This window comes from Hydrogenophaga soli (genome assembly GCF_054777695.1).
On sequence record NZ_BAAHAK010000002.1, the window covers coordinates 1 to 12189 of the forward strand.

General features: G+C 65.5%; 12 protein-coding genes. 8 read left to right on the forward strand and 4 right to left on the reverse strand.

Annotation, left to right across the window (positions count from 1 at the left end; all coding sequences use genetic code 11):
- The 5 genes from ACYVB7_RS03160 to ACYVB7_RS03180 form a co-directional block, all read left to right on the forward strand.
- Positions 1 to 314 (forward strand): integrase core domain-containing protein (locus tag ACYVB7_RS03160; RefSeq protein ID WP_460505117.1); only part of this gene is annotated, 314 nt, incomplete at its 5' end.
- Positions 315 to 556: 242 nt separating this feature from the next.
- Positions 557 to 874 (forward strand): hypothetical protein, encoded by a 318-nt coding sequence (locus ACYVB7_RS03165; protein WP_460505118.1) that lies wholly within the window; start codon positions 557 to 559, stop codon positions 872 to 874.
- Between the two features lie 424 nt (positions 875 to 1298).
- A complete protein-coding gene (locus ACYVB7_RS03170) occupies positions 1299 to 1472 on the forward strand; it encodes a hypothetical protein (protein ID WP_460505119.1) in 174 nt (57 codons plus the stop codon).
- Positions 1462 to 1938, forward strand: a complete 477-nt coding sequence (locus ACYVB7_RS03175) for a hypothetical protein (protein ID WP_460505120.1) — start codon at positions 1462 to 1464, stop codon at positions 1936 to 1938. Before ACYVB7_RS03170 ends, ACYVB7_RS03175 begins: the two co-directional genes overlap by 11 nt.
- A gap of 168 nt (positions 1939 to 2106) precedes the next feature.
- On the forward strand, positions 2107 to 3018 hold the full coding sequence (locus ACYVB7_RS03180) for a helix-turn-helix domain-containing protein (RefSeq protein ID WP_460505121.1): 912 nt from the start codon (positions 2107 to 2109) through the stop codon (positions 3016 to 3018).
- 18 nt (positions 3019 to 3036) lie between these two features.
- Here ACYVB7_RS03180 and ACYVB7_RS03185 read toward each other — a convergent pair whose 3' ends face one another.
- Both ACYVB7_RS03185 and ACYVB7_RS03190 read right to left on the reverse strand, forming a co-directional pair.
- Positions 3037 to 4146, reverse strand: a complete 1110-nt coding sequence (locus ACYVB7_RS03185) for a DUF2855 family protein (RefSeq protein ID WP_460505122.1) — start codon at positions 4144 to 4146, stop codon at positions 3037 to 3039.
- 90 nt (positions 4147 to 4236) lie between these two features.
- Positions 4237 to 6015, reverse strand: coding sequence for a diguanylate cyclase domain-containing protein (locus tag ACYVB7_RS03190; RefSeq protein ID WP_460505123.1), 1779 nt, complete (start codon positions 6013 to 6015; stop codon positions 4237 to 4239).
- 143 nt (positions 6016 to 6158) lie between these two features.
- Between ACYVB7_RS03190 and ACYVB7_RS03195 the strand changes: the two genes are divergently transcribed.
- Positions 6159 to 6425, forward strand: coding sequence for a DUF3297 family protein (locus ACYVB7_RS03195; RefSeq protein ID WP_460505124.1), 267 nt, complete (start codon positions 6159 to 6161; stop codon positions 6423 to 6425).
- Here ACYVB7_RS03195 and ACYVB7_RS03200 read toward each other — a convergent pair.
- On the reverse strand, positions 6400 to 7302 hold the full coding sequence (locus ACYVB7_RS03200; RefSeq protein WP_460505125.1) for a LysR family transcriptional regulator: 903 nt from the start codon (positions 7300 to 7302) through the stop codon (positions 6400 to 6402). The two genes, ACYVB7_RS03195 and ACYVB7_RS03200, sit on opposite strands and share 26 nt — an antisense overlap.
- A 154-nt stretch (positions 7303 to 7456) precedes the next feature.
- On the opposite strand from ACYVB7_RS03200, the gene ACYVB7_RS03205 reads away from it, so the two are divergent.
- Both ACYVB7_RS03205 and ACYVB7_RS03210 read left to right on the forward strand, forming a co-directional pair.
- Entirely contained in the window at positions 7457 to 8098 is a 642-nt protein-coding gene (locus ACYVB7_RS03205; protein WP_460505126.1) for an NAD(P)-dependent oxidoreductase, read from the forward strand.
- Positions 8099 to 8268: 170 nt separating this feature from the next.
- Positions 8269 to 9813 carry a methyl-accepting chemotaxis protein gene (locus tag ACYVB7_RS03210; protein ID WP_460505127.1) on the forward strand — a complete coding sequence of 515 codons (1545 nt, stop codon included), beginning with the start codon at positions 8269 to 8271 and terminating at the stop codon, positions 9811 to 9813.
- Between the two features lie 158 nt (positions 9814 to 9971).
- Here ACYVB7_RS03210 and ACYVB7_RS03215 read toward each other — a convergent pair whose 3' ends face one another.
- Complete coding sequence (locus ACYVB7_RS03215; protein ID WP_460505128.1) at positions 9972 to 12167, reverse strand: malate synthase G; 2196 nt, start codon at positions 12165 to 12167, stop codon at positions 9972 to 9974.
- Between the last annotated feature and the right edge of the window lie 22 nt (positions 12168 to 12189).

A 12189-nucleotide genomic window follows, 5' to 3' on the forward strand; every position in this document is an offset into this window, starting at 1 on the left:
CGCTCAAGTACACGCCAGCCTACCCGGCCAAACCCTTTGAGGGCATTGAGCAGGCCAGGGCCTGGGTACATGGGTTTGTGACTTGGTACAACACGCAGCACAGGCACAGCGCCATCCAGTACGTCACGCCCGCTCAACGTCATGCAGGGCAAGACGGTAACGTTCTGCAAAACCGCAAAGCGGTTTACGAGGCCGCCAAGTGCCGAATGCCAAGACGCTGGAACTCGCGTGCCACGCGTGACTGGGATGAAGTCAAGGAGGTCTGGCTCAATCCACCAAAGCACAAACAGTCACCTTCTGCATCCACTGCTTGAAAATTAAGCGGCCATCTTTCTTGACAAACACCGGCCCCACGGCCCCACGGCCCCGGCCCAGCGCGTTGCGCTCCGGCGGTGTGGTGGGTTTCAAGGAAAAAATGGCTCCAGCGCTTTTTCTGAAAGCGTGAGATGCTATTGAATTGGGAGTGATAGGCCACGAGGCGAATGACTGCCTGTACCCTTGCATCGGTCGGAGTGCGGCACTTCCTGTCGCGGCATTGAACAGGAGCAAGACGCTGATGTTTCAAACGGTTCCCGCTGCGTGGCGGCGGTATCGACGGCTCCACGTCATGGCCTTGCTGGGCCTGGTGGTCGGCATGCCTGCCGTGGTGGGGCTGTGCATGCTTGGCAAGATTTTTCTGGGGGGCGTGTGGTGGCCGTATGTGCTGCTTGTCGCCATGGTGGCGTGGGCAACGGTTTGGGCCTGGGCGGCCTTTCGAGTCGTCCGCTGGCCGTGTCCGCGTTGTGGCCGCCCGTGGCTGGCGAACCAGGAGCCTCGCCTGGGCGTAGAGCGCCGCTGCCCACACTGCGACTTGGGACTCTACGAGGAGCCTTGATTCACCCCCGCGCCCAGATTCCACTGCCTTGGCTCGGCGCACCGCGCTCCAGCGGTGTGGCTGGTTGCAAAGAAAAAATGGCTCCAGCGCTTTTTCTGAAAGCGTGAGCAGCTATTGAATTGGGAATGATTGAGTCTGGTGACCAGTGGGTCCGCGTGGGCCATTCACGGGCGGGGGACAACGCTGGGCTGTGGCTTTGCGCATACAGCATGGGGTGTCGGTGTGTCCTGTTTTGATAGCCGATTGCGCTTACAGAGCAAGCGATAGAGCCGCTTTTGGCTTGTAATTTTGTTGGCGGCCAGAGAGCTTTCAGCCGCGCACAGAGGCCGCCTCAGCCTTTACATTGACCAAGCCGCAAGAACTGCACCGCCGAATGTGCAGGCGTGGTGACTGCGGTAACGGGAGGTTGATTTGAACAATGCGAATGACCCTGCGCTGGGCGCAATGCATGCTGTCTGGGAACGGATGGCAGGAAGCATGGCGGAGCGGGGGGCTGATGCTGGGCGAATCCGACCTTCCAGTTTTTGTTGCCTATCTTGAAAATGCCGAGATAGGCTCAGATTTCTTTGTTCATAAGGAAACCATCAATGGAAGTTGAAGCTTTGAAGGCCAAATATGGCCAAAACCAAGTAGTCCAAGCCATCTGCGATCACATGGCCAATCGCGACAAAAACCAAACTGAGACAAAGCTTCATCGCATGTTGAAGCATCTTGAAAACGATGGTTTTGACTTCAAACGCGGGGATGTTATCGGTGCATTTCGCGCTCTTGAAGAAGTCGGTTGTGGTAGATACGTTGAGGGCCGACATGGGTGGCCCTCGCGCTTTGTCTGGGGAACAAAGAGCCTTCATGTTTCATCAGTGGCAAGCGGGCAAGAGACACTGGTCCCAGATATTTCGTCTATTGACGACAGCGATAACTCCGAGGATGTCGACTTCGTAGAGCACACCTTCGTTCTTCGTCCTGATTTGCCGATTTCCTTTGAACTGCCGACGGATCTTTCTGATCATGAAGCATCGCGTCTTGCCGCGTTTATTAAAACTCTTCCGTTTGGACAAGACTAGTCCAACGTCGCGGACGCATACACGCTGGGCGGTACCTTTCTTTTTGGTCACGAGTTCGTTGGGAGCCTCTTGTTTCAATTGTGCGTAGGTGACCAATAGGGGCGAATTTCCTTTTCGACACCAGCGGTTCAGGCTCCCATGCCTTCGCGATACTTCGGTGCCTCTCCCATGCCCCACCCCGCCACCCCCCGCATCACCGAGCCGGACGGCATGTTGCCGTCCGGGCAGTTGTGGTTGCCTGCGGCGGGGTTGACGGCTTGTGTGCGGGCCACGGTGGTGCGCAACACCTTGGGGCATGTGCTGACCGATGCGCAGCGGTTCAACCACTTTCCGGCAGCGCCGCTGTGTTCGCTCAGTTGGTGGTTTGAGGGGTGCAGCCACAACGTGCTGCTGACCGACGACAACCGCCATGCGCCGCTGTTGGCCCCGCGCCAGCCCATGCCCGGGCGTTGGGTGCTGGGCGGGCCGCACACGCACCCCACGTGTTCGTGGTGTCCCGGCCCGGTGCACGCCATGATGGTGCTGCTGATGCCCGACGCCCTCCACCAGTTGACCGGGCTGGAGCCCGAGGCGTTGACCAACCGCATCGTCGATGCCGAGGCCGTGCTGCCGCCCGACTGGCTGCCCATGCTGCACGATGTGCAGGCCGCGCCCGACGACGCCACGCGCCTGGCCCGGTTGGAGGCGTTTCTGGCCCCCCGCTGGGCGGCCTGCCGCCACCCGCTGCCCTTGCACGCCCACCGCTATGCGGACTGGGCCACGCACCTGGCGCAGCGCGCCGCCGTGTCCGGCCCCGGGCGCAGCCTGCGCCAGTGGGAGCGGCGGGTGAAGCGCTGGGCGGGCCTGCCCATGCGCGAGTTGCAGGTGTTGGCCCGTTCGGAGCAGGCGTTTTTTCAGGCGGCAGATGCCCATGTGCAAGGCGACGCCGTGCGCTGGGCCGAGGTGGCCGCCGACACCGGTTATGCCGACCAGGCCCACCTGTGCCGGGTGTCGCGGCGCATCACCGGCTTCAGCCCCGAGGCACTGCGCCGCGGCATGGCCGAGGACGAGGCGTTCTGGCCCTACCGACTGTGGATGTAGCGCGGGTGGCGGGCGGCTTCAGCCCAGCACCAGCACATGGCCCTGGCGCGGGTCGGCCCGGCCCGCGTGCAGGTGTTGCAGCAGGGGTTCGGCGGTGTGCAGGCCCTGGTTCAGCACCACGTCCAGCCAGCGGCGTTCGGGGTGGCTGGCAGCTTGCAGGAACTGGCGCTGGGCGTCGGCCACGCGCTGGCTGAAGCCGTCGTTGCCCCAGTCGGCCACACGTTTTTGCACTTGCTTCGGCGCGAAGAAAAAGCTGGGTTTGGGGTCGGGCCAGCGGCTTGCCTGGTCGGCCTCGCTGTTCTGGGTGGAGCCCACCACGCAGTCGTGCACCAACGACAGGCCCACGCGCTCGCGCACCTGGGTGCGCAGCGCCTTGCTGCCTGAAAAGTCCAGGTACAGCGTGGGCACGTCGGTGGGCAGGGCGGCCAGTTCGTCGTAGGTCAGCACCTGGTCGTAGCAGCCGGTGCTGCGCACAAAGTCGGCGTTGGCGGCCCCGGTCAAGCCCACCCGCTTGGCGGGGGACAGGCTGCGCAGGCAGTGGGCGGTGCCGTAGGCGGTTTTGCTGGAGGCGCTGGACACCACCACCTGTTGCGCGCCGAAGCAGTCGTTGTCGGCCAGGAAGTCGGCGCACAGGTACGACGTGGCAAACAGCGGGCGCACCACCAGCAGGGCGTCAGCCCATGCGTCGTCGTGGGCGGGGTCTTGGCTGCAGCGCAGGTACTGGTTGTACACGGCGGGCAGCTCGCGGCGGTGGGCGGCGGCGTCCACAAAGCCGTGGGGTTTGACGCGGTCGGCCTGCACCGTGAGGTGGGTGGCAATGGGAAAGTAGCCGTAGAAGCGCTCGCCCACCGCAATGCCTTCGGCCAGCGAGGCTTCCACCACGCCATAGCCCCACACGGGGATGTGGCCCCACTGCGCGTCGCCGGTGGGAAAGAAGTCCCAGTACCGCATGCTGTGGCCGTAGGCCGCGTAGGTGATGTTGTTGGTGGTGATGGCCACGCGGTCGATGCGCAGGCGCACCTCGCCCGCGTTCAGCGGGGGCAGGGGCTGGTGGGTGACCACGCGGTGCTGGTCGATGGCGTCTTTGCGGGTGTGCAGGCTGGCAAGGTGCGGAATGAGGGGGGTCATGCGGGGCCGGGCGATGCAGAAAATGCCGGAGTGTGGCCGCGCTTGGCGCGGCGGCTTGGCGCGTGGGTGACAAGGTGCTGCTGCGCGGCGTCAGCCCGCCGGCATGACGTGTGGGGGCTCGTGCCGCCGCAGGCAGTGTTTGCCGTCGGTCTTGCCTTGGTACATGCCTGCGTCGGCGCATTTGAGCAGGCTGGCGGCGTCCAGTCCGTCCAGCGGGGCCAGGGCATACCCAATGGTCAGGCCCACGTGGCAGGTGTGTTGGGCCAGTTGGAATGGGGTGTGGAACGCCGCCAGCAGCTTGTGGCCCATGTCCACCGCCTGGGTGCTTTTGGCCATGCCGCCCACGAGGATGACGAACTCGTCGCCCCCGATGCGGGCCACCACGTCGTTGTTGCGCACCAGGGTGCGCAGCCGTTCGGTCACGGCCACCAGCAGCTCGTCGCCCACGTCATGCCCGTGGCGGTCATTGACCTGTTTGAAGCCGTCCAGGTCGATCACGTACACCACCAACAGGTGTTCGGGGGTGCAGCGGGACAGGGCCAGGGCCAGGGCGTGGTCCAGCCCACGCCGGTTGAGCAGGCCGGTCAGCGCATCGGTGTGGGCCAGGGAGCGCATGGCGTCGCGTTCCCTGGCCGCCTGCTGGGCCAGCCGCTGGGCGGTCTGGGTGCGCAGCACCAGCATCCGGCCCAGCAACAAGGCGTCGAGCAACGAGGACAGTTGCACGGCGTGATGCGTCCAGAAGTTGACGGGCATTTGGCCGTACACCACGCCCGCCATGGTGGCCGTGGCCCCCAGGTACACCAGCACGGCCAGCAGGAGGTAGGTGCCCATGGGGTCCCTTTGCCGTGTGCGCTGCAGCGCCAGCGGCAGCGACACCAGCGGGGGCGTGAGTGACAGGAGGCTCAAGGGCGGGCCGATTTGCTGCGTGGACAGTCCGTTGACGGCAAACGCCAGCGCCAGCAGCACGCAGGCCAGGGCACCGGCTTTCATCAGCCGCGACAGCCAGGGGTGTCCGGCTGGGGCCACCAACGCATGTTCAAGAAACAGCGCCAAACCCATGGCCGAGCACATGGCCGCCAGTGGGGCGGCATGCACCAGCATCCAGGGTGAGTCGCCCCAGAGGTATTGCGCGCCAATGCCCAGTTGTGCCAACGCAAACCCCAGGCCCCCCAGCACCACGCCGGTGTATTTCAGGAACAAGGGGTCGCGCAGCGTCAGCCACAAGACCACGCTGTAGAGCACCACGCAGACCATCAGCGTCAGCAAGGCGCCCTGGAACAGCTGCTCCCGCAGGGCCCGGGCCAGGAATGCGTCGGGGGTGCTCAGGGTGAGGGGCAGCACCATGGCCGCATCGGTCTGGATGCGCAACAGCAGCTCGTGACGTTGGCCAGGTGCCAGCTGCAAGGCCACGGCCTGGGTGCGTGCGGCGCGGGGGGGCTCGGTCGGGTCACGGGCTTGCAGCGTGCCCAGTGTGGCGTGTTGCACCACTTGGTGGTCCCGCAGCAGGTACACGTCCAGGTGGTGCAGCGAGGTGGCTCCGCTGTCCAACACCCACCCCGGGGGGGCGTCGGGCGGCACGTCGAACAACACACGCAGCCACACAGGGTTGCGGTGCAGGCCCAGGCTGCCCCGGACGTTGTGGGGCGCGGTGAATTGGCGGGCCATCGCCTGCACCGAGGGCAGGTCGAGTGAGTCGTGCGGGTCGTCCAGCACCTGCACGCCGGGCCACAGGTCCAGGGTGCGGGCTTGCAGTGCCAGAGGGGGCGTTGCGGGGTGGGCGTTGGCCATCCACAGGGTCAGGACCAGTCCCCACAGCAGCGGCCCTGCGGCCCGGGCCATGGAAACGGTTTTGCGCCAATGACGCCCCATGAAAAACTCCGTCAGCAACTTGAACCCCGAGGGCTGGATGAAAGAGTGGGGAGTATAGGAAGCCCTCTCTCCGTGGGTGGCGCTGGGCGGCCCGGGCCATCCCCGACAATCGGCGCTTTCTGTTTTCCCTTGTTGTGATGTCCATGAGCACGTCTGCCACCCCCCCGACCCTGCCCGACCGCCTGTCGCAAGACCCCCGCAGCCCGCACTTTGTGCGCGAGCTGTTCGAGCACGACATTGGCATTCGCGTCAATGGCAAAGAGCGTTTCGACGTGGCCGAGTACTGCATCAGCGAAGGCTGGGTCAAGGTGCCCGCGGGCAAGACGCTGGACCGCCGCGGTCAGCCCCTGCTCATCAAGGTCAAGGGCACGGTGGAGGCGTTCATCAAGCCCGCACCCCAGGCTGAGTGATCAGGTACCGCTGCAAGGCCTCAATGGCCTGGCGCACCTTGGCGGGCTGGGCGTCGCGCTGCGGCGTCACCGCCCAGATGGCCAGCGTGCCCAGACCCCAGTGCGGCAGCAGCCGCACCAGCCGCCCGGCCTGAAGCGCGTCTTGCACGTCCAGGCTGCCCAACAGGGCCAGGCCCAAGCCGGCCTCGCACATCTGCTGGATGGAGAGCTGGTTGTTGCTGACGATGCGCGGCTCCACGCGCAGGCTGCGGGTGGCCCCGTCGGGGCCTTGCAAGTCCAGCATCAGGCCGTTGCCTTCCCGTGCAAAACCCAGCCAGGTGTGGGCCAGCAGGGCGTCGGGCGATTCGGGCTGGCCGTGCCGCGCCAGCCAGTCGGGTGAGGCGCACAGCCACCACTCCAGCGTGCCCAGCCGCCGCGCCGCCCAGGTGGAATCGGCCAGGCGGCCAAAGCGCACCGCCAGGTCGATGCGGGCGTTGATGAGGTCAATCGGCGCATCGTCCACCAACAGCCGCAGGCGCAGCGACGGGTGGGCCGCCAGCAAAGGCCCCAGCGCCGGGGCCACGTGCCGGGCAAAACCCACGGTGGCGGACAGGCGCAACTCGCCATTGGGGGCCTCGCGCGAGGCGGCCAGCTCGGCCCGCGCCTGGTCCGCCGCGGCACACATGGCCGCGCACTGCGCGTGGACACGCTGCCCGGCCTCGGTGAGGGCCAGTTGGCGGGTGGAACGGTGCAGCAGCGTCACCCCGCCTTCGCGCTCCAGCTGGCGCACCTGCTGACTCACGGCGGAAGGGCTCATGCCCAGTGCCCGGGCCGCGCCGCTCATGGAGCCGTGCTGCACCACGCTGGCAAACACCGCCATGCGTTTCAAGTCGTCCATTTCAAGTCTTCCATTCGGCTCTTGCTTGGGGGGGGTGGTGGGGCTTGATTGTGAAGCTGTGCTTCAAACACAAAGCCATTTTGGCCCACTACCGCAAGGCAGGCGGCGGAAATACGCTTGCGGCTTCTTCACTTTGACCTTGCAGGAGCACCCCATGCACATCGCACTGATCGGCCCCACCGGCTTCGTGGGCACCCCCTTGTTGAACGAACTGCTGCAGCGCGGCCACCGCGTGACGGCGCTGGCCCGCACCCCGTCCAAGCTGGCCCCGCGTGACGGCCTGACCGTGGTGCAGGGCGACGCCACCGACGCCACCCAGGTGGCCCGCGCCGTGCAAGGCGTGGACGCCGTGGTCAGCGCCTACTGCCCCGGCTGGACCCACCCCGACCTGCACGACGAGTTCTTGCGCGGCAGCCGCGCCATCACCGAAGGTGTGAAGGCCGCTGGCGTGCAGCGCCTGCTGGTGGTGGGTGGCGCGGGCAGCCTGTTCGTGGCCCCGGGCGTGCAGCTGGTGGACACGCCCCAGTTCCCCGCCGAATGGAAAACCGGTGCCCTGGCCGCCCGCGAGGCGCTCAACCTGCTGCGTCAGGAGTCGGCGCTGCAATGGACCTTCCTGTCCCCCGCCATCCTGCTGGTGCCGGGCGAGCGCACCGGCCAATACCGCTTGGGCACCGAGGCACCGCTGATGAACGGCGACCAGCCCGGCACCATCAGCGTGGATGACCTGGCCGTGGCCATCGTGGACGAGCTGGAATCGCCCCGCCATTTGCAGCAGCGGTTCACGGTGGCGTATTGAGGCGCATGAAGTCCCTCCGTCTTCGCCGATGCGAAGACGGCGAGGCCATGGCCAACTTTGCCTTCGCGCTGTGCGATTTCCCAACTCTGCGCTAGCATGTCCAACGGCAGTGTGGCAGTGGTTTCACCATGAGCACGGCGGTTGTCCTGCTCTCCATGGAGGGAATGACGATGTCTCTATCGAATCTGCGGGTCGGTGTGCGTCTGGGCTTGGGTTTTGGCCTTCTGTTGCTGCTGGTGTTGGCCATGGGGCTGTTTGCGGTGAACCGGGTCAACCGTGTGCATGAAACAGCGGCCGATCTGGCCACCAACTGGCTGCCCAGCACCCAGCAGCTCGCGGGCCTGAACGAGGCCCTCAACCAGATGCGTCGGGCCGAACTGCAAATGATCTTGGGCGGCGACACAAAGACCATCCAGGACGAAACCGCTCGCATCAACAAGCAGTGGGCCTTGATGCCCAAGCTCCTCGACGCCTATGCCAGCACCCTCTCCGATGGAGAAGAAACGCAGCTGTTCGATGCGTTCAAGGCCACCGTCCTTCGATACAAGGAAACACAGGACAAGCTGCTGGCGCTGCTGCACGATGCCAAGACGGACGAGGCCACCACCTACCTGCGTGGTGACTCGCGCATCGCCTTTCGTGCCACCACCGACGCCATTGGCAAGCTGAGCGCCGTGAACGATGAAGGTGCGCACAAGGCCAATGTGGCCAGTGAGGAAAGCTACCGCACGGTGCTTTGGGGCATATGGCTCATGATGGCGGGGATGCTGGCCACGGGGGTGGCCGTGGGCTGGCAGCTCACACGATCCCTCACCGTCCCTCTGAGTTTTGCGGCGAAATCCGCCGACCGGATTGCAAACGGTGACCTGGCCGGTGAGCTTCGCTCCACACGGGGCGATGAACTGGGTGATTTGCTGCGTGCACTGGGACGCATGCAAGAGGCCCTCCATGCCTCCGTCAGCGACGTTCGGCGCAGCGCCGACAACATTTTGATTGCCAGCCAGGAAGTCAGCAGTGGTGGTCATGACCTGTCGGTGCGAACCGAAGCCGCCGCAGCCAGCATTGAACAGACCTCAGCGGCGTTGCAACAGGTGACCGACACCGTGCGCCAGAGCTCGGCGTCAGCCCACCAAGCCCATCAGTTGGCATCGGCGGCATCCGACGTGGCATTGGCGGGCGGGCAGGTGGTCGCGCGCGTGATCCACACCATGGACGGCATCCAAACCTCTTCGCGCAAGATTGGCGACATCATTGGTGTCATCGACAGCATCGCCTTCCAGACCAACATCCTGGCGCTCAATGCGGCGGTGGAAGCCGCGCGTGCTGGCGAACAAGGCCGTGGCTTTGCGGTGGTGGCCACGGAGGTGCGCACGTTGGCGCAACGCAGCGCGCAAGCAGCCCGCGAGATCAAGCAGTTGATCGTCAGCTCGGTGGATCAGGTCGAGGGCGGCGCCCGATTGGTCGGCGAGGCGGGCCAGACCATGGACAAGGTCGTGGATTCCGTGCAACGGGTGAGCCACCTCATCGGCGAGATTGCCAGCACCATCCAAGACCAAAGCCAAAGCGTGGCCGAGGTCAACACCGCCATCTCGCAGCTCGATGGCATGACGCAGCAAAACGCGGCGCTGGTCGAGCAATCCGCCGCCGCGTCTGAGTCGCTGCGCGATCAAGCGGGGCAGCTCATCGCCGTGGTGGCGCGCTTCCGCCTTCAGTGAGGCGCACCAACGCCTCTGCCGTCCCGGAAATAGGGGAGAGCCCCTCGGGATGCCCGGCGCCGGAAAGAAAAAAGGCACCCCATGGGGTGCCTTTTTATATGAAAAATAAGCCTATAGCGCTTTCTTGAAAAGCGCAAGCAGCTATTAAAACTGAAGCATCAAGCCGAAGCCTTCACCTTCAATCGCCAGGCGTGCAGCAGCGGTTCGGTGTAGCCGCTGGGCTGTTCCTTGCCCTTGAACACCAGGTCCAGCGCGGCCTGGTAGGCCTTGCTTTCGGCAAAGCGGCCGGCCATGTTCTGGTACAGCGGGTCTCCGGCGTTCTGGCCGTCCACCTTGGCGGCCATGCGCTCGAAGGTGGCGCGCACTTGCGCCTCGGTCACCACGCCGTGGTGCAGCCAGTTGGCCACGTGCTGGCTGCTGATGCGCAGGGTGGCGCGGTCTTCCATCAGGCCGATGTCGTTGATGTCGGGCACCTTGGAGCAGCCCACGCCCTGGTCCACCCAGCGCACCACATAACCCAGAATGCCCTGGATGTTGTTGTCCAGCTCGGCCTGCTTTTCAGCGTCGGACCAGTTGGGCGTGGCGGTCACCGGCACGGTCAGCAGGCCGGTGAGCAGGTTGTCGCGCTCGGCGTTGGCGTCGATCTTTTCCAGCTCGGCCTGGATGTCCGACACCAGCACCTGGTGGTAGTGCAGGGCGTGCAGCGTGGCGGCGGTGGGGCTGGGCACCCAGGCGGTGTTGGCACCGGCCTTGGGGTGGCAGATCTTCTGCTCCAGCATGGCGGCCATCAGGTCGGGCATGGCCCACATGCCCTTGCCGATCTGGGCCTTGCCGCGCAGGCCGCTGGACAGGCCCACGATCACGTTGTTCTTCTCGTAGCTCTGGATCCAGGCGCTGGTCTTCATGTCGCCCTTGCGCAGCATGGGGCCGGCCAGCATGGCGGTGTGCATTTCGTCGCCGGTGCGGTCCAGGAAGCCGGTGTTGATGAAGGCCACGCGGCTCTTGGCGGCGGCAATGCAGGCCTTCAGGTTGATGGAGGTGCGGCGCTCCTCGTCCATGATGCCCAGCTTCACGGTGCTGTCCGGCAGGCCCAGCACCTGTTCCACACGGCTGAACAGCTCGGCGGCAAAGCCCACTTCGGTGGGGCCGTGCATCTTGGGCTTGACGATGTAGACGCTGCCGGTGCGGCTGTTGCGCAGGCCGTCCTTGCCGTTGCCCTTGAGGTCGTGCAGGGCGATGGTGGTGGTGACCATCGCGTCCATGATGCCTTCGGGGATTTCCTTGCCTTCCGCGCCCCACAGGATGGCGGGGTTGGTCATCAGGTGGCCCACGTTGCGCACGAACATCAGGCTGCGGCCATGCAGGCGCACTTCGCCACCGTTGGGGGCGGTGTAAATGCGGTCGGGGTTGAGGCCGCGGGTCAGCGTCTTGCCGCCCTTCTGGAAGGTTTCGGTCAGCGTGCCCTTGAGGATGCCCAGCCAGTTGCGGTAGCCCAGCACCTTGTCTTCGGCGTCCACGGCGGCCACGGAGTCTTCCAGGTCCAGGATGGTGGACAGCGCGGCTTCCAGCACCACGTCGGACACGCCCGCGGGGTCGGTGTGGCCGATGGGGGTGTTGCGGTTGATGACGATGTCGATGTGGTTGCCGTGGTGCTTGAGCAGCAGCGAGGTGGGCGCAGCGGCCTCACCCTGGTAGCCCACGAACTGGGCGGGGTCCTTCAGGCCGGTGGTCTGGCCGTCGACCAAGGCCACGGTCAGCTGGCCGTTGACCACGCTGTAACCCTGGGCGTCCTTGTGCGACTCGATGGCCAGCGGCGCGGCCTGGTCCAGGAAGTTGCGGGCGAACTCGATGACCTTGGCGCCGCGCAGCGGGTTGTAGGCACCGGCTTTTTCTGCGCCGTCGGTTTCGGGGATGGCGTCGGTGCCGTACAGCGCGTCGTACAGGCTGCCCCAGCGGGCGTTGGCCGCGTTCAGGGCGTAGCGGGCGTTGAGGATGGGCACCACCAGCTGCGGGCCGGCCTGCACGGCCAGTTCGGCGTCCACGTTGGCGGTGGTGGTCTGCACGTCGGTGGGCTGGGGCACCAGGTAGCCAATCGTCTCCAGGAACTTGCGGTAGGCCACCATGTTGCAGATGGGGCCGGGGTTGGCGCTGTGCCACTTGTCCAGCTCGGTCTGCAGGCGGTCACGCTCCTTCAGCAGGGCGGCGTTCTTGGGGGCCAGGTCGGTCACGATGGCGTCAAACCCCCGCCAGAACACCTCGCTGGTGACACCGGTGCCGGGCAGCACCTCGTTCTGGATGAAGTCGTACAGCTCGGTGGCCACTTGCAGGCCGAGAACCTGGGTGCGTGCAGTCATGGTCGATTGCCTCAAAAAAGGA